The sequence below is a fragment of the Vreelandella arctica genome (genome assembly GCF_037070215.1).
GTDB classification, from domain to species: Bacteria; Pseudomonadota; Gammaproteobacteria; order Pseudomonadales; family Halomonadaceae; genus Vreelandella; species Vreelandella arctica.
Genome location: NZ_JBANSN010000002.1, coordinates 232,331 through 255,710 on the forward strand (window position 1 = coordinate 232,331; position 23,380 = coordinate 255,710).

The following is a 23,380-nucleotide window of genomic DNA, read 5'->3' on the forward strand; positions in this document are numbered from 1 at the left end:
AGTGTCAATTGAATTAACTGTCGCCTACACCGCCATCTTTAAACGGCAAAGTGAAGAGCAATCGTAGTTATAAAACGGTGTTCGTTAAAGGTAGCTGATGTAAACCGTTTTGACCAGCAATCGATGGAAAAGGTCAAAGCTGACAGCACAGTAGTCACGAAACATCATAACGGCGATCATAGCGGAAAGTGTAACAGCGTATTAAGAAAACAGTGTGCAAATACCCAGAATGAACCAAAACAGGAGGCCGTTAGGCCTCCTGTGCAGGGATCAAAAAGTAACGTGGTGATTATTACCCAAATTGATTCATGGTGTTGTCTTTGCCACCGGCTTTGAGCGCGGCATCACCGTGGAAGAATTCTTTATGATCATCACCGATATTGGAGCCTGCCATATCCTGGTGGCGAACCGTGGCGATGCCCTGACGAATTTCCTGGCGCTGTACGCCTTTCACGTAAGCCAGCATACCTTCATCGCCAAAGTAGCCTTTCGCCAGGTTGTCGGTGGAGAGGGCGGCCGTGTGGTAAGTCGGCAGCGTAATTAAGTGGTGGAAGATGCCTGCTTCGCGAGACGAGTCACGCTGGAAATTACGTGTCCACTCATCGGCCAGCTGACCCAGTTCGGTGTCGTCGTACTCGGCGCTCATTAACTTGTCACGCTGGTAGGCAGAAACATCCTTACCTTCTTCCTGCCACGCATCGAACACTTGCTGACGGAAGTTGAGCGTCCAGTTGAACGACGGCGAGTTGTTGTAGACCAGTTTGGCATCCGGCACGACATCGCGAATCCGGTTTACCATGCTGGCGATCTGGCCCACGTGGGGCTTTTCGGTTTCGATCCAAAGCAGGTCGGCGCCGTTTTGCAGGCTGGTGATGCAGTCCAGAATGACGCGGTCTTCGCCAGTGCCTGCCTTGAACTGGTAAAGGCCAGAGGCGAGGCGCTTGGGCTTAACCAGCTTACCGTTTTGCTTGATGACAACGTCGCCGTTATTGATGTCGGCGGCGTTTTCGATCACATCCCCGTCGAGGAAGCTGTTGTACTGATCGCCGAGATCGCCTGGCTCATTGGTGACGGCAATTTTTTGCGTCAAGCCTGCGCCGAGTGAGTCGGTACGTGCCACGATCACGCCATCTTCAATACCGAGTTCGAGGAAGGCGTAACGCACGGCGTTAATTTTAGCCAGGAAGTCTTCGTGGGGCACGGTGACTTTACCGTCCTGGTGACCGCACTGCTTCTCATCGGAAACCTGGTTTTCCAGCTGAATGCAGCAGGCGCCCGCTTGAATAAACTTCTTGGCGAGCAGGTAGGTGGCTTCTGCATTACCAAAGCCCGCGTCGATATCCGCAATGATCGGAACGATATGGGTTTCGTAGTTATCGATTTTGCTGATTAGTTCCTGTTCTTTGCCGCTGTCACCAGCCTCTTTGGCTTCATCCAGGGCGCGGAACAGGTGGTTAAGCTCCCACGCATCGGCTTGTTTCAGGAAGGTGTAGAGCTCTTCGATGAGATTCGCGACAGAGGTCTTTTCGTGCATTGACTGGTCGGGAAGCGGGCCAAACTCAGAGCGCAGCGCGGCAACCATCCAGCCGGAAAGGTAGAGGTAGCTACGCTTGGTGGTGCCAAAGTGCTTTTTGATCGAGATCAGCTTCTGCTGACCAATAAAGCCGTGCCAGCAACCCAACGACTGGGTGTACTTTGAGGTATCAGCGTCATAGGCAGCCATATCCTCGCGCATGATTTTGGCGGTGTATCGAGCGATGTCCAGGCCTGTGTGGAAGCGGTTTTGTGCACGCATACGGGCGGCGTATTCCGGTTTGATGGCGTCCCATTTGCCGCCTTGCGCTTCGCGTAACTGGGCCATTGCTTTGATATCGTCGAGCAGTCCTGTCATGAGCTTATCCTCTTCGGGCTGGATAGTGTTTCGCAAATCAGCTTTTGCTTATGCTGCACCTGCGAAGTTGTATTTAGCATTATTGAATTTCGTGATTGTGTCTCTAGGTCAATCGTCTCTCAGCCAATCGTCTCTCATGCAAACGTCTTGAAAGCTAGAAGCAGCAGCGCTAGAGACTTCAGCTACAGCGTTGAGCGCGGGCTTGATGGCTTGATCAAATCGGCTTAACGCTGCAATGCAATAACTATCCACGAGGATGGCTCACTCAACAATTGACACTTCGGGGCACAGGGGGTTGTAGCCCGACGACAACGGGGTAGAGGAAGGGAGGGTTTGTGTAGTCGTTTTTCGTCAAGATGGCGGCAAGAGCGCACAAAAAAGCACTGCCGAGGCAGTGCTAGAGATCAATCAAGAGAGCTTATTAATCAAGCGAAAGTGTCATTTCTCGATGGGGAATGCCCGCATCCAGAAATTCATCGCCATGAGCGACGAAGCCCAGCCGCTCATAAAACGCTAGAGCATGGACCTGAGCGCTGAGGACCACCTGGAGGTGGCCCGCATGACGTGCCGCCTCAATCGCAGCCTGCATCAGCAGTACGCCAATGCCGGTGCCGCGGGCATTAGCGAGTACCGCGACACGGCCAATGTGCGCATCGGGTAGCAAGCGTGCGGTGCCCACTGGCTGGCCGTCAAGCATAGCGAGAAAGTGCTGGCACGCGGGGTCCAGTCCATCCCACTCCTCTTCCTGAGGCACGTTCTGCTCATCGATAAACACCTTGCGGCGGATCTCGCTAGCTGCCGGGCCAAGTGTCTCCCAGTCACCAGTACTAATGTGGGTAATGGCCATTAATACGCCTCGTCGTCCTCACCCTCATCGCTCATAAAGCCCAAGCTGCCGGTGTTGACCAACTGGGTAATAAGCGCTGCGGCACCGTCAAGCTCAAGGTCTTCGGCGTAGAGTGGGGTGGTATCGGCTAGGCGTTTGGCTAATTCAGTTGAACAGGCGTGGCCGTCACCATCCACAAATAGCGTGGTACCGCTGGCATCGCGGCGCCAGGCAAAGCGTGAGCCGGGCATATGGTAGAGCGGCTCGCCCTCTTGTAGTTGAGCAACAAGCGCCGCTTCGGTTAGCGGCGTTTCAAGCGGCACTACTTGATCCACATACTTGGGCTGGGTCATTACCCGGCCAAACCACTGGGCAATCTGAGTGGGGTTGTCGAGCGTTGACATGATCAACTGGCGCATACGTTCAACGGCGGCGTCGTCCAGCTCACCGACCTGCTCGGCAGGCGCCATGCCCGCATCACTATAACGCTGTGAGGCAGGAAGCTGCTCGCCCAAATAATCCGCATAGGAGGTAATTGCCTCATCGGCGGAGGGCGCGCGGAAGCCAATCGAGATCGTCATGCAATCATCGCTTTGGCTCACACCGTGATGTGCCCAGCCAGGGGGTAGATAGAGCATGTCGCCGGGGTCAAGCACCCAATCCGAATCTGGTTCTACGGTGAATTCTTTCAAAATGCGAAGATCAATGCCTTGGATGATCGGCGCATCTTCCGTGAGCTTGCCGCCCAGCTGCCAGCGGCGGTGGCCGCTGGCTTGGAGTAAAAAGACATCGTATTGATCGATATGCGCGCCCACATTGCCGCCAGGAGGCGCGTAGCTGATCATCACGTCATCGAGCCGCCAGCGTGGCAGGAAGTCAAACTCGTCCATTAGCGCGGCGACCGCAGGCACGTAATGGTCAACGGCCTGCACGAGAAGGCTCCAGTTGTTCTCTGGCAGCCGTTCAAAGGTGGCTTCGTCAAAGGGGCCGTGGGAGACCTGCCAAGGCCCATCGGGGCCTTCTTCTTCTACCAGGCGTGCCTCTACGCCAGGCTCGCAGGCGAGTCCCGCCAGCTCATCGGCTTCAATCGGGCTAATGAAATCGGGCATTGCGCCACGAATCAGCAGCGGCTTTTGCTGCCAATAATTGGCCAGAAAGTCTGCGGCGGTAAGATCGCCCAGCAGTGTTAGCGGCTTATCGTGATGGTTCATGGCGTGTCCTGGTGTAGTGGTCGCAGCAACGTTGGTCACAGCAAGTTGGTCACAACAAATGGGTTACAGCAAATGGGTTACAGCGAGTTTAGCTGATGTGTCAGTGCTTCGGCTTGTGCCTGGGCATTACCAATATAGTTGGCCGGTGAAAGCGCCTTCAATTCGGTTTTGACGTCGCTGGGTAGTTCAAGGGTATCAATAAACGCCGCAAAGCCTGCTTGGTCAATACGTTTGCCACGGGTCAGCTGCTTGAGTTTTTCGTAGGGCTTCTCAATGCCGTAGCGGCGCATTACCGTTTGGATGGGCTCGGCAAGCACTTCCCAACTGTTATCCAGATCAGCGTCTAAACGCTCAGGGTTGGCTTCAAGCTTGCTGATGCCTTTTAGGCTGGCGTGGTAAGCAATCAGCCCATACGCCAAGCCTACGCCAAGGTTACGTAACACGGTGGAGTCAGTCAGGTCGCGCTGCCAGCGGGAGATCGGCAGCTTTTGCGCTAGGTGGCTAAGCACCGCATTGGCTAGGCCCAGGTTGCCCTCGGAGTTCTCAAAATCGATCGGGTTAACTTTATGCGGCATGGTGGATGAGCCAATTTCGCCCTCGACCGTGCGCTGCTTAAAGTAGCCCAGTGAGATGTAACCCCATACGTCGCGATCGAAGTCGATCAGGATCGTATTGAAGCGGCAAATGGCATCAAACAGTTCGGCGATATAGTCGTGGGGCTCAATCTGAGTGGTGTAGGGGTTGAACGTTAGCCCCAAACCTTCCACGAAGGTGCGCGCATTGGCTTCCCAGTCGATCTCTGGGTAAGTCGTCAGGTGGGCATTGTAGTTGCCCACGGCGCCATTGATTTTGCCAAGCACTTCCACCGCTTCAATTTGCTTAAGCTGGCGCTTAAGGCGGTAGGCGACGTTGGCCATCTCTTTGCCTAACGTGGTCGGGGTGGCGGTTTGACCATGAGTACGCGACAGCATTGGCTGGGCGGCATGGGCAATTGCCAGCTTGGCGATTTCGTCAGCCACTTCGTGCATGGTGGGCAGCATGGCTTTTAAGCCGTCGCTGAGCATCACACCGTAAGAGAGGTTGTTGATATCTTCGCTGGTGCAGGCAAAGTGAATGAACTCGGTGACTGCGTGGAGCTCGGCCTGACCGGCGATCTTCTCTTTCAGGAAGTACTCAACCGCTTTGACGTCGTGATTGGTGGTGCGCTCAATCTCTTTGATCCGCTCGGCATCGGCAATCGAAAACTCACGAATCAACTGCTCAAGAAACGCCGTCGCTTCAGCGGAGAGGGGCGGCACTTCAACGATTTTCGTGTGCTCGGCCAAGCGCTGCAACCAGCGAACTTCCACAATCACACGGGCGCGGATCAGGCCGAATTCGCTGAAGTGTTCGCGCAGGGCGGCGGCTTTAGAGGCGTAGCGGCCGTCAACGGGGGAGAGGGCGGTCAAAGCTGAGAGTTGCATGGCATGGTTTCCAGGAAGTTCGAAAAAAAATTAGTCGAGAGCAGATTAATCGAGAACAAGTCGGTCAAATAGATCGGCGGACTAGTTGAGGCTGTCCAGTGCACGGCGTAGCGCTTTGCGCTGAAACACGAGCTTCCAGCGCCGACCGCCTTGCTGGTGCCACAGTAGTCCAAAGCGAATGCCGGCCATTAAGCAGGCGCGAACGCGTTCAGGCATCATGCGGCTTTGCAGCAGGGATGGGTCGCCTTGCACCACAATGCGGGTTTTAAAGGTGGAGATCGTCTCTTGGTACGCCTCCCCTAGGCTGGCGACCACGTTTTCATGGGTGGGACCGAAGTGCTCGGCCTGACCCTGGATACGGGTAAGCTTTTGGCCCAGGGAGTCCATCATGCCGGTATTGGTGCGCAGCTTATTCATCAGCATGAGCAGTGAAAAACCGTAACGCAGTACCACCGGGTTCGCCTGCTTGCGACCTACCAGAGCTTCCAGCGTGTCCAGGCCGCGGCGCAAGTTGTTGGGGTGGCCGCCATAGATGGCTTCGAAGCTTGCCGGATTGGTATCCACGGTGGCTTCAATCAACGTTTCCCAGGCGCGCGGGTCTACCTGACCGGTGCGGGCGAGTTCGTCCACCAGACTGGCGGCTTGAAACACACCGGCCAGCGCCAGCGCTTGGCGAGCTGCGGGGGAATCAGGCGCGCGATGAATCGGCGTAGTGGGGTTCATGCAGCAGCCTCCGCGGCTTTCTTCCAGGTGGCACGAATAACGCCGCCGCCCAAGCAAATGTCGCCATCGTAAAGCACCAGCGACTGGCCAGGCGTGACCGCCCACTGCGGATCATCGAAGGTGACCTCTACGCCGCCGTCGGGCAGTACGCGTATTTCACAGCCGCAGTCACTTTGCCGGTAACGCGTTTTGGCGGTAAAGCGGCCCTGCTGAACCGGCGGCTCGCCTGCCACCCAGTCCATCGACTCGGTGGCCAAGGTGTCGGAGTAAAGCAGTTGATCGTGCTTACCCTGCACCGCGATCAGTACGTTGCGATCCAAGTCTTTCGCCGCCACGTACCAGGGCTCTTCTGAGTAGTTGGCAAGCCCACCAATGCCTAGCCCCTGGCGCTGGCCAAGGGTGTAGTACATCAGCCCCATATGTTTGCCGATGACATCGCCATCCGGCGTTTCAATGGTGCCAGGCTGGGCGGGTAGATACTGCTGAAGGAAGTCGCGAAAGCGCCGCTCGCCGATAAAGCAGATACCGGTAGAATCTTTTTTCTTGGCGGTAATCAGTCCATGCTCTTCTGCCAGCGCACGCACGGCGGGCTTTTCCAGTTCGCCCACGGGGAACAGGGTGCGGGCAATGGCGGCTTCCGGCACCGCATGCAGGAAATAGCTTTGGTCTTTATTACCGTCGAGCCCTTTCAATAGGCGCGGTCTGCCTTCACGAACGCCTTGGCGAACATAGTGGCCGGTAGCGATTTTGTCGGCCCCGAGCATTTCGGCGTACTCAAGAAACACCTTAAACTTGATTTCCCGGTTACACAGAATATCCGGGTTGGGCGTGCGGCCCGCTTTGTATTCGGCTAAAAAGTGCTCAAATACGTTATCCCAGTACTCGGCGGCAAAATTAGCGGTATGCAGCTTAATACCCAGCTTTTCGCAGACAGCCTCGGCGTCGGCGAGATCCTCTTTGGCCGTGCAGTATTCAGTGCCGTCGTCTTCATCCCAGTTCTTCATAAACAGGCCTTCTACCTCATAGCCTTGCTGCATGAGAAGAAGGGCAGAAACGGACGAGTCAACGCCGCCGGACATACCGACAATCACTTTTCCATTAACGGCTGTGGCGGATGACACAGTAGTGGATGAGCTTGGTGTAGTTGGGTCAGTGGATGACATGGGCATCCTCAGTTGAAGTAGGGTGCAAATATGCAATGCGCAATTGGGCGAGGATTATACACGATGGGGAGTGACTGCTTCGAGTGCTTCACTCGCGAATCACCGCCAGCGGGTAACACGGCCCGCTGAGTGCATCTTCAATACGTTTGAGTACCAGTGGGCTGCGAAGGCGTGACTGCTGTTCCAAGGCGCGTATTTGTTCCAGCGTTAGCCAATGGGTGGCGGTAATGTCAGGGTCCAGGGCGAGGTCGAGCTGATGCAGAGGCGCGGCAATAAAACCGTGGCTATGAAACGTTCGCCCGTCATCGGTATGAAAAATATATAGCCCAAGATAACCGGTAAGCGACACGCGCCAGGCGGTCTCTTCCTGTACCTCGCGCAGAATGGCTGTGATGGGCCCCTCACCGGGCTCGATATGTCCGGCGGGCTGGTTGAATACGCTATGCGGCCCGCCGCGCTGCTCTTCCACCATTAAGAAATGCTCGCCTCGCTGTATAACACAGGCCGCCGTGCTGTGAATAAGGCTCATGATGGCTTCCTGCGTTTAGCGGCGGGTCGCGCTCGCTGGTCTTGTTTCTGGGCTGTTCGCTTGTTTGCAGCTGTTTTCGCCGGTCGGGGCGCGTGTAGGGTCTCTTTACGCCACTCGCCTGGCGCTAATCCTTCCAATGTCCAGGGCCCAATGGAGGTGCGAATCAAGCGCAGCGTGGGAAAGCCTACGTGAGCAGTCATGCGGCGGACTTGGCGATTACGCCCTTCGCTAATGGTTAGCTCCAGCCAGCTAGTCGATGGGTGGCGCTTGGGGTCGATAGGTGATTGGCGCAAGGCGGTGGTGGGAGGTTCCATCCGGCGAGCTTTGGCTGGCTGGGTCGGCCCATCTTTAAGGGTAATGCCCTGACGCAGCGCCTTGAGGGCCGTGTCATCTATTTGCCCTTCGACCTGCGCCCAGTAGGTTTTGGGCTGTTTGTGGCGTGGATGAGAGATGCGATGAATCAACTCGCCGTCGTCGCTGAGCAGCAGCAGGCCTTCAGAGTCGTAGTCAAGCCGCCCAGCGGGGTAAATGTCTTTGACATCAATATATTGAGCCAGTGTTTGGCGTCCTTCGCGGTCGCTGAACTGGCTTAATACTTGAAACGGCTTATGCAATAAATAGAGGTGGCTCATGACATCTCGTTACTCTTTTTACTTCCTTTGCACACTCGGGACGGAACATGTCGACAATGCGCGCGGCGGGCAGCGCTGGTATACTCCGGCCTAGCTGCTGGGGCGCGCTGGGGGCGTCATCGTGACAAACAGGCTAGAGACCCGGCCATTAGTGAATTCGCGCTCCGCCTAAGATTTCTTGCAATCGTAGTGACAAGAGAGGTTAACGCAAAAATGACCAAAACGCCGAAGATCATCTATACGCTCACCGACGAAGCCCCCGCGCTCGCGACGTACTCCCTGTTGCCGATTATCGATGCCTTTACCGATTCTGCAGGTATTCAGGTAGAGACGCGCGATATTTCGCTGGCCGCTCGGATTATCTCTCAGTTTCCTGATTACCTGAGCGAAGAGCAACAGATCGGCGATCACCTGGCCGAGCTTGGCGAACTGACCAAGACCCCAGAAGCTAATATCATCAAGTTGCCCAATATCAGTGCTTCGCTACCGCAGTTGAAGGCGGTGATTAAAGAGCTGCAGCAGCAGGGCTACAAGCTCCCTGATTACCCGGAAGCCCCCCAGTCTGACGAAGAGAAAGACATCCAAGCGCGCTACGACAAAACCAAAGGCAGTGCCGTTAACCCGGTATTGCGTGAAGGTAACTCTGACCGCCGCGCACCGCTGTCAGTCAAAAATTACGCGCGTAAATACCCGCACCGCATGGGCGAGTGGAGCAGTGACTCCAAGTCCCACGTGGCTCACATGAGTGAAGGCGATTTTTACGACAGTGAGAAGTCGGCGCTGATTGAAAAAGCCACAGACCTCAAAATTGAACTGGTCGCTAACGACGGAAGCACTAACGTACTCAAGCAGAAAACGTCAGTCCTCGAAAACGAAGTCGTTGATGGTGCGGTGATGAGCCGTAATGCGCTACGTCGTTTCGTGGCGGAAGAAGTGGCCGACGCCAAAGCCAAAGACGTACTGTTCTCGCTACATCTTAAAGCGACCATGATGAAGGTCTCTGACCCGATTATGTTCGGCATGGTGGTCAGCGAATTTTATCAGGACGTGCTGAGCAAGCACGCGGATGAGCTCAAGCAGGCGGGTTTTGATCCCAATAACGGTATTGGCGATCTCTACTCGGCGATTAAGTCGCTGCCTGAACAGCGTCAAAGCGAGATTGAAAGTGAAATCCAGGCGCTGTATGCCGAACGCCCGCGTCTGGCGATGGTGAACTCGCATAAAGGTATCACCAACCTGCACGTGCCCAGCGACGTGATCATTGATGCTTCCATGCCGGCCATGATTCGTGACTCAGGCAAGATGTGGGGCGCCGATGACCAACTGCACGACGTCAAAGCGGTGATTCCGGATCGTTGCTACGCCGGCATCTACCAAACCGTGATCGAAGACTGCAAGCAGCACGGCGCTTTTGATCCGACCACCATGGGCAGCGTACCCAACGTTGGCTTAATGGCACAGAAAGCCGAAGAGTACGGCTCTCACGACAAGACCTTCCAGATTCCTAGCGACGGCACCGTGCGCGTCACCGACACCGACGGCAAAGTAGTGCTTGAGCACCGCGTTGAGCAGGGCGACATCTGGCGTATGTGCCAGACCAAAGATGCCCCGATTCGCGACTGGGTGAAGCTGGCGGTGAACCGTGCCCGCGAAAGCAGCACTCCCGCTATCTTCTGGCTGGACGCCCAGCGCGCCCACGATGCCCAGTTGATCAAGAAAGTAGAAAGCTACCTGAAAGAGCACGATACCACTGGCCTGGATATTCGTATTATGGCGCCAGAAGAGGCGATGCGCTTCTCGCTTGAGCGGATTCGCAAAGGTGAAGACACCATCTCCGTCACCGGTAACGTACTGCGCGATTACCTGACCGACCTGTTCCCGATCATGGAGCTGGGCACCAGCGCCAAGATGCTGTCGATCGTACCGTTAATGAACGGCGGTGGCCTGTTCGAGACCGGCGCGGGTGGCTCTGCACCCAAGCACGTTCAACAGCTGTTGGAAGAGAACCACCTGCGTTGGGATTCGCTGGGTGAATTCCTGGCCTTGGCCGCCTCGCTTGAGCACCTGGGCAGTACCTTCGATAACGCACGTGCGAAAATGTTAGCCAAAGCGCTCGACCAGGCTAACGGTAAGTTCCTGGACAGCAACAAATCGCCTTCGCGCAAAGTGGGTGAGCTCGACAATCGCGGTAGTCACTTCTATTTAGCGCTATACTGGGCAGAAGCGTTGGCTGAACAGAATGACGATACCGAGATGAAAGAGCTGTTCGGTCGCTTAACCGAAGCACTGACGGCCAAAGAAGCGACGATTGTCGATGAGCTCAATAGTGTGCAGGGTCAGCCTACCGATATTGGTGGCTACTACCATCCTGACCACGCGCTGACAGACAAAGTAATGCGTCCCAGCCAAACCCTCAATGAGACGTTGACCATCGTCGCCAAGGGCTAATCGCTCCGTCTTCGATTAAGCCTAACCCCCGTCCGCTTGGCGTGCGGGGGTTTTGCATTGCCTTCGCTAATGCATCCTGTGATATTTTAATTTTTCCATGAACCCTTGCTGATCGTTAGCGTCTTATGTACTAGTGAATTCGCCATTGCTGTGAATTAGCTATAGTAAAACGTAGCGATGCTTCTATCGGTCAGTCTTGAGACAAATAATCGTGCTGCTTATGTCCAACCTAGAGAGCTCATACTTGGTCGATCTTCCCGTGTATGCGGGAATGACGCGCCCAAATATGCCCGATGAAGATGGCGATATAGCGGTGCAGCCAGCAGAGCCAGCGCTGGCGCAACCGCCACTTTATAAGGTGGTGCTTCATAACGACGACTACACGCCGATGGAATTCGTCATTGAAGTACTGCAAGGCTTTTTCAACATGGATAGCGAGACCGCCGTTCAGGTGATGCTCGCGGTTCATACCCAGGGTAAGGCCACTTGCGGCGTGTTTACCCGTGATATAGCGGAAACCAAAAGCTATCAGGTAAACGAGTACGCCCGTGAGTGCGAGCATCCGTTGATAAGCGATATTGAGGCCGCCAATTAAAAGCGTTGAGAAATAATTGGCGGAGAGGCTTGCAACCGTGCCATTTGTACCCGATGTTGAGAGAGCCGGTCGATTAAACTGATCCGACGCAAGCCCTAGGTGGCGATACGCCCTAGGTAGTAGCGAAAAGGGGACTGCCATGCTGAGCAAAGAACTTGAAATGACCCTGAACACGGCCTTTACCGTCGCGCGTTCCAAGCGCCACGAGTTCATGACCGTTGAGCACCTGCTGCTAGCGTTGCTGGATAATGCCTCAGCGGTAGACGTACTGAAGGCGTGCGGGGCTAACCTCGATAAGCTGCGGTCCGATCTGCAGGATTTTATCAACTCGACCACCCCGCTGATCCCAGAGGGTCAGGGTGATCGCGAAACACAGCCCACGCTCGGTTTTCAACGCGTTTTACAGCGTGCGGTTTTCCACGTTCAGTCATCTGGTAAAAGTGAAGTTTCCGGCGCGAACGTGCTGGTGGCTATTTTCTCCGAGCAGGAGAGCCAAGCGGTTTACTTCCTTAAGCAGCAAAGCGTGGCCCGCGTTGATGCGGTGAATTATATTGCGCATGGTATCTCTAAAGTAGCTGGCCACGGGCCGTCCCCGTCACCCTCTTCATCAGAAAGTGAAGATGCGGAAGAAGGCAGTAGCGAAGGCGCTGCACACCCGCTTACTGGCTACGCCACCAATCTGAATGAGCAGGCGCGGCTCGGCAAAATCGATCCGTTGATCGGTCGTGATCACGAGTTGGAGCGCGTCGTACAAATCCTGGCGCGTCGTCGCAAAAACAATCCGCTCTTGGTCGGTGAGGCGGGTGTGGGTAAAACCGCGATTGCCGAAGGCTTGGCCAAGCGCATTGTGGAAGAAGATGTACCCGACGTGATTGCCGATGCGGTGGTTTACTCGCTGGATATGGGTGCACTGCTTGCCGGTACGAAATACCGCGGGGATTTTGAAAAGCGCCTCAAGGGCTTGCTGGGTGAGCTTCGTAAACAGCCTAACGCCGTGCTTTTCATTGATGAAATTCATACCGTCATCGGTGCGGGCGCCGCCTCCGGTGGTGTGATGGATGCATCAAACCTGCTCAAGCCGCTGCTCTCTTCGGGTGAGCTGCGCTGCATTGGTTCCACTACTTTTCAAGAGTTCCGGGGCATCTTTGAGAAAGATCGTGCCTTGGCGCGTCGTTTCCAGAAAGTCGACGTGCTGGCGCCCTCTGTTGATGACACCATCAAGATCCTCAAGGGGCTGCGTTCACGCTTTGAAGAGCACCATGAGCTCAAGTACACCGACGGTGCCTTAGAAAGTGCCGCGCGGCTGGCGGATCGCTACATCAATGATCGCTTCCTGCCTGACAAGGCGATTGATGTCATTGACGAGGCGGGGGCGCATCAGCGGCTACTGCCACCGGAAGTTCGAGCTAAAACCATCGACGTGGAGCAAGTGGAAGCCGTCGTCGCCTCCATTGCACGGATCCCGCCGAAGAGCGTTTCAAGCTCCGACCGCAAGCTGCTTGAAAAGCTTGATCGTGACCTGAAAATGCTGGTCTTTGGGCAGGATGAAGCGATCGATAGCCTCTCTGCGGCCATCAAACTGTCCCGTGCGGGGCTTAAATCGCCTGACAAACCGGTGGGTAGCTTCCTATTTGCTGGTCCTACTGGGGTGGGTAAAACCGAAGTAGCCAAGCAGCTCGCCCATATCATGGGTATCGAGCTGGTGCGCTTCGATATGTCCGAGTACATGGAGCGTCACACCGTATCGCGTCTTATCGGTGCGCCTCCCGGTTATGTCGGCTATGACCAGGGCGGCTTGTTAACCGAAGCGGTTACCAAACAGCCTCACTGCGTGTTGCTGCTGGATGAGATCGAGAAAGCGCACCCGGAAGTCTTTAACCTGCTGTTGCAGGTGATGGATCACGGCCGCTTGACGGATAACAACGGTCGCGAAGCCGACTTCCGCCATGTGATCGTCATCATGACGTCCAACGCCGGGGCTGAGCAGGCGTCGCGCCGTTCGATTGGTTTCCAGCACCAAGATCACTCGACCGATGCGATGGAAGTCATCCGGCGTACATTCTCGCCTGAGTTCCGCAACCGCCTGGATGGCATTATACAGTTCCACGCGCTGCCGGTTTCCGTTGTCCGCAACGTGGTCGACAAGTTCTTGATCGAACTGCAGGCGCAGTTGGATGAGAAGCGTGTGCAGCTGGATGTAGACGACATGGCGAGGGATTGGCTGGCCGACAAAGGCTATGATCCGGATATGGGCGCACGCCCCATGGCGCGTCTCATCCAAGAGAAGCTTAAGAAGCCATTAGCCGAGATGATTCTGTTTGGCGAGCTGGCGGATCAGGGTGGCATTGTGCATGTAAGCCTGGAGGAGGGCGAATTACACCTTTCCACCGAGACTGAAATGGCTGATGCGCCCTGAAAAGGGCGCTAAGCAGCGCTACAGCTTGACATTCAAGCACTAGTCATGCCTAAAACGCAGCGCCCTGTCATTGACGGGGCGTTGTCGTTTTTAATGAACAGCCATTGACACTGAACGGCCTGGCGGGAGGGGGCTAGCCGAACGCGTTAACGCTGTAACGACTTAGCGCGAACGGTAAACGATACGGCCTTTAGAAAGATCGTAAGGTGTTAGCTCTACTTTTACCTTGTCGCCGGTCAGAATGCGGATGTAGTTTTTGCGCATCTTGCCAGAGATGTGAGCGGTTACAACGTGGCCGTTCTCCAGCTCAACACGAAACATGGTATTCGGAAGGGTATCGACGATAACGCCTTCCATTTCAATATGATCTTCGCGTGCCATATAGGCATTTCCTCACTTATGAGTTAGTAGTGTTACAATCAGTCAGCATTTGAGTGCCGTTAGGCAGGCGCTCAAGAAACAGCGCTATATTGTGCCGTAAGCCTGCCGTCAAGGCAAAAAAGCTTACTCGTTTAGCGGATTAACTGCCGCCAGTGGCGCCCATCGAGTATTTCCAGCGGTGCAAAAGCCTGTTTGTAGCGCATCTTACGGCACTCTTCGATCCAATACCCTAAATATAGGTGTGGGAGCGCTTTTTCTCGGCTGAGCTCAATCAGCTGAAGAATAGCAAAAGTGCCTAATGAGCGCTTATCCAGCGCTTCGCTCACGGCAAAAAAGGTGTAAATGGCCGAGAGGCCATGCTCCAGTTGATCAAAGGCGGTGACACCGATCAGCTCGTCATGGAGATATATCTCCATGAGATGGGCGTAGGGCTCATCAAGGGTGAGGAAGGTACGGTACTGCTCCCGGCTGGGTGGAAACATATCGCCGTCAGCGTGACGTTGACGAATATAATCCGCATACAAGTCATAGTGGCTTGAAGCATAGTAAGCGGGCATGACGCGAATGGTAAGATCTGCATTACGCCGCCAAATTTTTCGCTGTGTGCGATTAGGCTCGAATGTTTCAACCGGAATGCGTACCGACCGACAGGCGTTGCAGCCTTCGCAGTGGGGGCGGTAAAGATGGCGCCCGCTACGTCGAAACCCAAGCAGTGCCAGTGAGTCATAGACCCCAGGCACGGGTGACTCCTGCGGGTCGAGAAATAGCGTTGTCGCTTCTTTGCCTGGCAGATAGCTGCAGGCATGAGGAACGGTAAGGAAGAAGCGTAAATCCCGCACCGGGCGACGCGGAGTGTTACTACTCACGGCTTGCCTCCTGGGTGAAGCATAATGGGTTCATCTCTTATACGTTAGCCTCGGTGGCAATTGCTTTTAGCCACGGCGATGGAGGAACGATCGGCGTCTCATCGGGTGATGAGGGTAACGTAAACGCCTTACTGGGTAACCAGTTATTAAGATAGTTGATGAATGCTTCGCGAGCGACTGTAATAGCGCCCAGGCTGGCCAAGTGAGGCGTGTGCATTTGGCAGTCGATCAGCTTACCGTCATGCTCGCGCATGGCTCTCGCTAGATGGGCGAGGGCGACTTTAGAAGCATCAGGTGTGCGGGAAAACATGGATTCGCCAAAAAACATTGGCCCCATGGCAATGCCGTACAGGCCGCCCACTAACTGGCCGCCTTGGTGGACTTCAATACTATGGGCAATGCCGAGGGCATGTAGCTGACCGTAGGCGGCACGCATCTCGTTGGTGATCCAGGTGCCGCCTAATTCGTCTCGCGGAGCGGCACAGGCGTGAATAACCTGATCGAAGTGTTGATCCAGGGTGATATGGAAGCCACCATGGCGCAACCGTTTGGTGAGGCTCCGGCGCTGCTTAAATTGCTCGGGTAGGAGTATCATGCGCGGGTCTGGGCTCCACCACAAAATGGGGTCGTCATCGCTAAACCATGGAAATATTCCCTGCCGGTAAGCGTCTACTAGCCAAATGGGTGAAAGCTGCCCACCGGCCGCCAGCAGCCCGTTGGGTGAATCGAGGGCCGTCGATATGGCGGGAAAATTAGGGTATGGCGAGGAAAGCCAAGGCAGCATTAAGTGCTCCTATTGCTAGGGTCGTGAACGACGAACGTTCGTGTACGGCATAGATTCTTGTACGACATGTGTTCTTTACAACGTTCTTCTGCTGAATGCTTAGCAAGAGGCTCTGTGACGGCGGAAGGATGCTCGGTATCATGCAAACTCGCAAGTGGATTAAAGACGCCATTTAGGTGTAAAGGGAGAGTCGCTTGAAAGTGAATAAAGCAGTTAACAAGCGAACGCAGCGTAGCGCGCGTCAAACACCAGCATCGGCTTCTTCTGCGCGTGTTAACGCTGCAAAAGATAAGGCTCGCCGTTTTGGCCTGCGCTTACAAGGCTCTGTGCGCGAAGGTGTCGTGGTGATACTGCTCGCATTGTGTGTATTTTTATTATTAGCACTGTTTAGTTACCACCCCGCCGACCCAGGCTGGTCTTATCAGGGGGCCGAAACGGATGTGCGCAACTGGATGGGGCAGGTGGGGGCATGGTTAGCCGATGTTCTTTATTCATTGCTTGGTGCCAGTGCCTTATGGTGGCCGGGCATGTTTGGTTTTGCCGCCTGGTGGTTGATTCGCTCTCGCCAGGTGCGTTTTGAACTCGATCCGGTGGCGATTGCCGTACACGCAGGTGGATTGGTGTTGCTGATTTTCGGCACCACCATGCTCGGGGCGCTGCATTTTTACCACCCAGATAGCATGCTGCCCTACGCCTCTGGCGGTATCTTGGGCGAGGGCTTGGTCGGCGCATTGAGGCCGCTCGTTGGCAGTGGCGGGGTTGGTTTGATAGCGGCTGCGCTCATTTTAAGCGGCTTTCCGCTGTTCAGCGGTATGTCGTGGCTACAGGTGGCGGATGAACTCGGTAAGCGGATCTGCCGCTTGGGTGGTTGGCTATCAGCTCGACGGCAAGCTCGCCGTATGCGTGCGGCGCAGCGCGCGGCGGCTAAACCCGCACCGACGCCTAAGTCTAAAGCAGAGCCCAACCAGGCAGCCGAGTCAAACGCAACACTGAAAGATAAACAGCCTGCTGAGGTTAAGCCCACGGCTGAGCCGGTCGGTAAAAGTGCCGCTGGCCGTGAACGGCGTGAGCCAGGTTTCTCCATGCCGCTGGATAGCGGCGACACTGACGCTGCCGCCGCTTCTGCACCTAGCCGTGACACGACAGACACCTCCATTCCTTGGGAAGCGGCCGCGTTTTCCAGCAATAAGCATGTGCCTGCTAAAAGCCCCGCGCCTGACGGTGAGCCTTCGATAGAAGCGCCGACCAAATCACCAGTGACGCCAGCCCATCAAGCGGAACAAAAGGCTGAAAGCGCAGCGCCGCCTGCGCCGCGGGAAAATGCGTTCGTACAACCAAGCACGTCGGCGGTAGCGTCTGAGCCTGATGATGCGCCCCAGGAAAAAGCCAGTGCTTTCCCATTGCGTGCGTCGCGCCAGGAAGAGACGACCGAGCCCGCCAGCCAGCACTATTTCGTCAACGATGAAACCGCTGTTAAACAGCATAGTGAGCCATCACTCACCGCTGAGCCAGCGTACACTCCTGAGCCATCGCATTCTGCTGAACCATCACACACAGATGAAATAGCAAAAGCAGAAACGAGCACTCATCGTAGTGATGTTACGGAGCAGACCCCCGTGCACGTTTTTGAGCCCGAGCCTGCCCGTAAACCTGAGCGTGTGGCAGAGGTCGTGCCAGAGCCCGTTTGGGACGACGAAGAGATGGACGACGAAGCGCTGTACCCGGCAGAGCCGCAAGCCGAAACCGTACCAGGGGCTGCTTATTCATCATCTAGACAGTCATCACCTACGACGCCTACGCCAACTGCGCGTCGTGAGCCTACCTTCGCCCCCGATGAGAGTGCGCCAGAAGCGGATGAAGGCCCAGCGCTTTGGACCGTGGAACATTTACAGAGTCAACGGCCTGCCTTTGAAACCATGGACGAGCCAGAAGGCGAGGTGCCGAGCCTGCAACTGCTGACACCGGCAGAGCCGCATCAGCCGAACTATACCGAAGAGCAACTGGCCGATATGGCGGAGCTGCTCGAAGTACGGCTGCGCGAGTACGGCGTTAAGGCGGAAGTCGTCGATACCTGGCCTGGGCCGGTAATTACACGCTTTGAGATCAAGCCCGCGGCGGGCGTGAAGGTCTCCAAAATCAGCAACCTTGCCAAAGATTTGGCGCGCTCCTTGATGGTCAAGAGCGTGCGGGTGGTCGAGGTGATTCCGGGCCGGCCAACAGTAGGCATTGAAATACCTAACCCCAACCGCGCCATGATCCGGCTACGCGAAGTCATCGACTCTGACCGTTACCAGCAGGAAACCTCGCCGCTGACCATGGCGCTGGGGCAAGATATTGGCGGTAGCCCGGTGGTGGCCAACCTGGGCAAGATGCCGCACCTATTGGTCGCGGGTACGACAGGTTCGGGTAAGTCGGTGGGTGTTAACGCCATGCTGATCTCGATGCTGCTCAAGGCGAAGCCCAGCGAGCTGAAGCTGATCATGGTCGACCCTAAAATGCTGGAGCTGTCGGTCTACGACGGCATTCCCCATTTGCTGGCACCGGTGGTCACCGATATGAAAGAGGCGGCCAACAGCCTGCGCTGGTGTGTGGCTGAAATGGAGCGCCGCTATAAGCTAATGGCGGCCATGGGGGTGCGTAATATTGCAGGTTTTAATGGCCGTTTGGATGAAGCCGAACGCGCCGGTGCGCAAGTGGCAGACCCGCTTTGGGAGCCGCAACCCTGGGAAGTACATCAACCGCACCCCGTGTTGAAAAAACTGCCCTACATCGTTGTGGTGATCGACGAATTTGCCGACATGTTCATGATCGTCGGTAAGAAGGTCGAAGAGCTGATTGCCCGTTTGGCGCAAAAAGCACGTGCCGCCGGTATCCATCTGATTCTAGCGACGCAGCGCCCCTCGGTGGATGTGGTGACGGGTCTGATCAAGGCCAATATTCCTTCGCGAATGGCCTTCCAGGTGTCATCGCGCATCGATTCGCGCACCATTCTTGACCAGGGCGGCGCGGAAAGCCTGCTTGGGCACGGTGATATGCTCTATCTGCCCGCCGGTTCCGGGCCGCCTAACCGCATCCACGGTGCCTTTGTGGATGATGACGAAGTACACCGGGTGGTCGATGACTGGAAGCGCCGTGGCGCCCCGGAATATATCGAGGAGATCCTTTCTGGGGGCGTCTCCGCGGATGCCTTGACCGGTCTTGAAGCGGAAGGGGGCGATGGCGACGATGCCGAGCAGGACGCGCTTTACGATGAGGCCGTCCAGTTTGTCACTGAAACGCGTAAAGCGTCGATTTCTGCCGTTCAGCGGCGCTTTAAAATTGGCTATAACCGGGCGGCGCGCTTAGTAGAAGCCATGGAAGGCGCCGGTGTGGTGACATCCATGGGCTCTAATGGCGCACGCGAAGTGCTGGCGCCGCCCCCGGTGGGCCACTAGGTCAAAAAGCCACAATTATGCAATAAGCGTGAAAATAGCGCCGCTGGTGAAACCCTGCGGCGCTTTTCACGTCTTACAACACATGGACGGTTACGCCGACCTCACTGCTTGATTATTGAGCAACCGTTTTGAGCAATCATTCGTTAGCAACGGTTGCCTAGGGAGATCACATGCGCGATACGCAATCAAAACGAACTTCATCGCTGGGTGCTTCACCCCTGGCATTGGCAGCAAGCGCCTTGGGTCTAACCTTCGGTGCCCCCGCATGGGCGGATGATGCAGCCGAGCGTTTGACCGAGCGGCTGGATCCACTCGAGCGTTATCAGGCGTCTTTTGACCAGCAGATTCTCGATGGCAGCGGCGAGCGACTACAGAGCGCACGCGGCGAAATGTGGTTGTCACGCCCGGGTATGCTGCGTTGGGAAGTCGAAGCGCCGTACTCGCAAACCGTGGTTTCCGATGGCGACGATGTCTACATGTATGACCCTGATCTTGAACAAGTCACCGTTCAGGAAATGGATGATCGCGTCACCCATACCCCCGCGCTGCTGCTCTCGGGAAGCGTGGACGATTTAACCGAAAGCTATGAGGTCTTTTACGAGCAGGACGGGGGGGAAGATGTGTTTACCCTGGTACCTATCTCTGCCGATACGCTGTTCGAAGAGTTAAGTATGGTATTCGATGCCGACACGCTAACTGAGCTGTGGATGATGGACAGCACCGGCCAGCGCACCGCGATTACCTTTAGCAATATCACTCTCAATGGCGAGATCGCCTCGGATATGTTTGACTTCGAAATTCCCGAAGGCACGGATGTGATCCGCGAAGAGCTCTAAGAAGAGCTCTAAGAAGAGCTCTAAGAAAGAAGGAGCTTTAAGAAAGCGCTTCAAGCTAGCGTTGTCTGCACAAGCCAGAGAGTAAACCGTCAGGCGCCTTAGGGCGCCTGATCTGCTTCTTGGTCACGATTTTCCCGCCATGCCATGATTTCGCTAAAGCGTTTCTCTTGACCGAAAGGGCTCGGCTTAAAGAAAATGGCTTTAGGCAGCTCGTCAGGCCAGCAATCGTGGGCGCTACCCGCCGGGTAACCATCGGGTTCATTGTGGGCATAGCGGTATCCTTCACCATGGCCCAGTTGCTCCATCAGCTTGGTGGGTGCATTGCGCAGATAGGTCGGCACTTCCACTTGAGGTTGCTGGCTTACATACTGCTTGGCCTCACTCCAGGCACGATCAATGCGGTTGCTTTTAGGCGCCACCGCCAAGTGAATGGCTGCATGGGCTATCGCCCGCTGGCCTTCGTAATCTCCCAGGCGCAGGTAGGCGTCCCAGGCGGCAATAACTAGCGGCAGGGCGCGCGGGTCGGCATTGCCGACATCCTCTGAGGCAATGGCCGTCAGTCTGCGCACCACGTCCAGCGGGTCGCCGCCACCCTGCATGAAGCGCGCCATATACAGCAGCGCGGCATTAGGGCGTGATGAACGAATGGATTTGTGAATCGCCGAGAGCAGGTCGTAGTAGGCGTCGCCCTGCTTATCGAAGGCACTGGCCTGGTGGCCAATCACATCCGCCAGTACGTCCTTATGGAGCACTTCGCGGCCCGCTTCCTGGGTGGCGAAATCACATGCCGTTTCTAAAAGCCCCAGCGCCCGACGGGCATCACCGGCGCTGGCGTGGGCTAGCGCGCTCAACACTTCATCATCGACGACAATATCGCGTTTGCCGAGGCCGCGCTCCACGTCGTTAAGCGCTTGGCGCATTACCGTGATGAGCTCTTCTTGGGTCAGTGATTTCAACACATAAACTCGCGCGCGGGAGAGCAGCGCCGAATTGACCTCGAACGAGGGGTTTTCGGTGGTGGCGCCAATTAGCGTCAGCAGGCCCGACTCCACGTGGGGAAGCAGGGCATCCTGCTGGCTCTTGTTGAGGCGGTGAATCTCATCCAGGAAAAGGATCACCGTCGATGACATTTGTTGGGCTCGCTCCACCACGGCGCGAATCTCTTTTACCCCGGCCATCACCGCGCTAAGGCGCTCTAAATGGGCGTCGGAAGCCCGCGCCAAGAGCTCCGCTAGCGTGGTTTTACCCACGCCCGGCGGCCCCCACAAAATCATCGAACGCACGAGGCCTGATTCCGCCATCCGGCGCAGCGGCTTGTCTGGCCCCACTAACGCCTGCTGGCCTACGTAATCGTCCAGCTGGCGTGGGCGCATGCGAAAGGCGAGTGGGGCGTCTTCAGAAGGTGCTGCGTGGGCGCTATCAAAAAGATCCATGGAAACTTCCGTTGTCATTCGTCACGTAGAACTACTTATTAGCAACAAGTGTCTGTGGTAAAGCGCGGCTTGTCGAACTACCTTTGGCGTAACCTAACAGAAAGATGCACTTGCTAGGATAGCGCCATAGAGGCATTGTTAATGATAACCCCTGTTAGTTAGTTGCTATGCCCCTATGATTGCGTGCCGTTAGCTCTTAGCGTGACGGCAGGCATGACACGATAAAGGAGACGGCTCCATGCTAAACCAACTGCGTCTAGATCATGCCAATATGGCCCGTATGCTTCATGTGCTGCAGCTGAAGCAAAAAACGCTTGCCCAGGGAGAACGGCCCAATTTCAAGCTAATGCGTGAAGTGGTCGATTACATCCTGTCCTACATGGATGGTTTTGCTACCCCGCTGGAAAGGGTGTGCGTTGAGCGACTACAGGCTAAAGCGCCCGACAACGGTGCACTGACCGAGAAGATGGCCAGTGAGTATCGTGAGTTAAAACCCCGCTTGCAGCGTCTATCCAGCGATATCGACATGATCCTGATGGACAACGTCATGCCAATGGATCGTTTTGCCGAAGACCTTAAAGACTATCTAGAGGCGCACAGGGCCTACCTGCGTCACGAACGCGAGGGCCTGTTCCCCCTGATCGACGAACACTTTAGCCAGGAAGATATGGACGAGTTGCGTTCAGCGCTTCCTGCTGGCGCCGAACAGGAGCTAGAACGCCTGCAACAAGCCTACCCTGAACTCTATGCAGAACTGCGCGGGGCGGATGTACCTGCGGTATAGCCACCAATACGGCATTAACCTGGGTCGACGAGCAACAAATTAACAGGCGGGGCATGCTAAACTGGCAGCCCCGTTTTTAGTGAGCAACCGTTCAACCATCGACCAGCTCGGCGCTGAGGAATGAAGCAGGATAGTGATGCGAAGAGAATCATGAAGGGCCCCGTATTAATTTTTGATTCCGGTGTCGGCGGTCTGTCGGTAGCGCATTCGCTGCGCCAACACTACCCCGATGTAGCCATGTGCTACGCCTGTGATAATGCCTGGCTGCCGTATGGGCTGCGCGAAGATTCCGCCCTAACCGAGCGCATCGTGTCGGTCTGTAAAGCCGCGGTAGCTGCTTGCCAGCCTAGCGTGCTGGTGGTTGCCTGTAACACCGCCAGTACGCTGGCGTTGGAGCAACTACGCCAGCAGTTAATGATTCCCGTGGTAGGCACCGTGCCTGCTATCAAGCCTGCTGCCGCACTGAGCCAAACGCGTCACATCGGCTTATTGGCCACCAAGGCCACCGTGGGGCGGCCCTATACCCAGCGCTTGATTGATAGCTTTGCCAGTGACTGCGTCATTACCCGCGTGGCGGCCGATGCCTTGGTGGTAGAGGCAGAGGCCTATTTGGCTGGCATCACGCCCAACGTAGAGCGTATGCAGTCGGCATTGGCGCCGTTATGGCAAGCCGTCACCGCGCCAACCGTGTCTCCCAAGTTGGACACCGTGGTTCTCGGCTGTACCCATTTTCCGTTGCTTAAACCGTGGTTAAGCGAGCTTGCTCCAGCGCCTTTGCATTGGATTGATTCTGGTGACGCGATCGCACGGCGGGTGGCTCAGGTGGTGGATGCGCTCGCCAGTGAACACCAAGATGGCCGCTGTTGGACCACGGCACCCGCGGTAAACTTAACCGCTGGTTTAGCGCGCTATGGATTTAACGCCCCGCAGCTATTGTCCGTGAGTTAATGCATCCTGTTTACCCG

Annotated in this window: 19 protein-coding genes; 7 read left to right on the plus strand and 12 right to left on the minus strand. The window is 55.9% G+C overall.

The genetic code is table 11. The annotated features are described in order from the left end of the window. Positions 1 to 292 precede the first annotated feature (292 nt). The 8 genes from V8L70_RS02610 to V8L70_RS02645 form a co-directional block, all read right to left on the minus strand. Positions 293 to 1,891: an isocitrate lyase gene (locus V8L70_RS02610; protein ID WP_101146095.1), complete on the minus strand. Its 1,599-nt coding sequence runs from the start codon at positions 1,889 to 1,891 to the stop codon at positions 293 to 295. A gap of 421 nt (positions 1,892 to 2,312) precedes the next feature. Beyond that, a complete protein-coding gene (locus tag V8L70_RS02615) occupies positions 2,313 to 2,738 on the minus strand; it encodes a GNAT family N-acetyltransferase (RefSeq protein WP_101146096.1) in 426 nt (141 codons plus the stop codon). Further along, positions 2,738 to 3,928 carry a cupin domain-containing protein gene (locus V8L70_RS02620; RefSeq protein WP_101146097.1) on the minus strand — a complete coding sequence of 397 codons (1,191 nt, stop codon included), beginning with the start codon at positions 3,926 to 3,928 and terminating at the stop codon, positions 2,738 to 2,740. Before V8L70_RS02620 ends, V8L70_RS02615 begins: the two co-directional genes overlap by 1 nt. Positions 3,929 to 4,005: 77 nt before the next feature. After that, the gene (gene purB, locus V8L70_RS02625; protein WP_101146098.1) at positions 4,006 to 5,391 is read right to left on the minus strand and encodes an adenylosuccinate lyase; all 1,386 of its coding nucleotides are present in this window, start codon (positions 5,389 to 5,391) and stop codon (positions 4,006 to 4,008) included. Positions 5,392 to 5,472: 81 nt separating this feature from the next. After that, entirely contained in the window at positions 5,473 to 6,114 is a 642-nt protein-coding gene (hflD, locus tag V8L70_RS02630) for a high frequency lysogenization protein HflD (protein WP_008958438.1), read from the minus strand. Continuing rightward, entirely contained in the window at positions 6,111 to 7,277 is a 1,167-nt protein-coding gene (mnmA, locus tag V8L70_RS02635) for a tRNA 2-thiouridine(34) synthase MnmA (protein ID WP_431313178.1), read from the minus strand. The genes hflD and mnmA overlap by 4 nt, the downstream gene beginning before the upstream one ends. A gap of 88 nt (positions 7,278 to 7,365) precedes the next feature. After that, complete coding sequence (locus V8L70_RS02640; protein ID WP_101146100.1) at positions 7,366 to 7,806, minus strand: NUDIX domain-containing protein; 441 nt, start codon at positions 7,804 to 7,806, stop codon at positions 7,366 to 7,368. After that, complete coding sequence (locus V8L70_RS02645; RefSeq protein ID WP_101146101.1) at positions 7,803 to 8,438, minus strand: pseudouridine synthase; 636 nt, start codon at positions 8,436 to 8,438, stop codon at positions 7,803 to 7,805. The genes V8L70_RS02640 and V8L70_RS02645 overlap by 4 nt, the downstream gene beginning before the upstream one ends. A gap of 213 nt (positions 8,439 to 8,651) precedes the next feature. Between V8L70_RS02645 and V8L70_RS02650 the strand changes: the two genes are divergently transcribed. From V8L70_RS02650 to clpA, 3 genes are all read left to right on the plus strand, one after another. After that, the gene (locus tag V8L70_RS02650) at positions 8,652 to 10,886 is read left to right on the plus strand and encodes an NADP-dependent isocitrate dehydrogenase (RefSeq protein ID WP_101146102.1); all 2,235 of its coding nucleotides are present in this window, start codon (positions 8,652 to 8,654) and stop codon (positions 10,884 to 10,886) included. Between the two features lie 286 nt (positions 10,887 to 11,172). Next, complete coding sequence (gene clpS / locus V8L70_RS02655) at positions 11,173 to 11,481, plus strand: ATP-dependent Clp protease adapter ClpS (RefSeq protein ID WP_008958433.1); 309 nt, start codon at positions 11,173 to 11,175, stop codon at positions 11,479 to 11,481. Positions 11,482 to 11,620: 139 nt separating this feature from the next. Continuing rightward, on the plus strand, positions 11,621 to 13,897 hold the full coding sequence (gene clpA / locus V8L70_RS02660; protein WP_101146103.1) for an ATP-dependent Clp protease ATP-binding subunit ClpA: 2,277 nt from the start codon (positions 11,621 to 11,623) through the stop codon (positions 13,895 to 13,897). A gap of 162 nt (positions 13,898 to 14,059) precedes the next feature. Here the strand turns inward: clpA and infA are convergent, their stop codons facing one another. The 3 genes from infA to aat form a co-directional block, all read right to left on the minus strand. After that, a complete protein-coding gene (infA, locus tag V8L70_RS02665; protein ID WP_007111068.1) occupies positions 14,060 to 14,278 on the minus strand; it encodes a translation initiation factor IF-1 in 219 nt (72 codons plus the stop codon). Between the two features lie 131 nt (positions 14,279 to 14,409). Continuing rightward, entirely contained in the window at positions 14,410 to 15,144 is a 735-nt protein-coding gene (locus V8L70_RS02670) for an arginyltransferase (RefSeq protein ID WP_101146104.1), read from the minus strand. Positions 15,145 to 15,181: 37 nt separating this feature from the next. After that, positions 15,182 to 15,928 carry a leucyl/phenylalanyl-tRNA--protein transferase gene (aat, locus tag V8L70_RS02675; RefSeq protein ID WP_101146105.1) on the minus strand — a complete coding sequence of 249 codons (747 nt, stop codon included), beginning with the start codon at positions 15,926 to 15,928 and terminating at the stop codon, positions 15,182 to 15,184. Between the two features lie 194 nt (positions 15,929 to 16,122). Here aat and V8L70_RS02680 point away from each other — a divergent pair, with 194 nt between their 5' ends. Then, entirely contained in the window at positions 16,123 to 19,362 is a 3,240-nt protein-coding gene (locus V8L70_RS02680; RefSeq protein ID WP_101146106.1) for a DNA translocase FtsK, read from the plus strand. Positions 19,363 to 19,532: 170 nt separating this feature from the next. After that, complete coding sequence (gene lolA, locus V8L70_RS02685; protein WP_101146107.1) at positions 19,533 to 20,198, plus strand: outer membrane lipoprotein periplasmic chaperone LolA; 666 nt, start codon at positions 19,533 to 19,535, stop codon at positions 20,196 to 20,198. A 98-nt stretch (positions 20,199 to 20,296) separates the two neighbouring features. On the opposite strand, the gene V8L70_RS02690 is transcribed toward lolA, so the two are convergent. Then, the gene (locus V8L70_RS02690; RefSeq protein WP_101146108.1) at positions 20,297 to 21,631 is read right to left on the minus strand and encodes a replication-associated recombination protein A; all 1,335 of its coding nucleotides are present in this window, start codon (positions 21,629 to 21,631) and stop codon (positions 20,297 to 20,299) included. Positions 21,632 to 21,869: 238 nt separating this feature from the next. Here V8L70_RS02690 and V8L70_RS02695 point away from each other — a divergent pair, with 238 nt between their 5' ends. Next, a complete protein-coding gene (locus V8L70_RS02695; protein WP_101146109.1) occupies positions 21,870 to 22,415 on the plus strand; it encodes a hemerythrin domain-containing protein in 546 nt (181 codons plus the stop codon). Positions 22,416 to 22,565: 150 nt separating this feature from the next. Then, entirely contained in the window at positions 22,566 to 23,363 is a 798-nt protein-coding gene (gene murI / locus V8L70_RS02700) for a glutamate racemase (RefSeq protein WP_101146110.1), read from the plus strand. Positions 23,364 to 23,380: the final 17 nt, after the last annotated feature.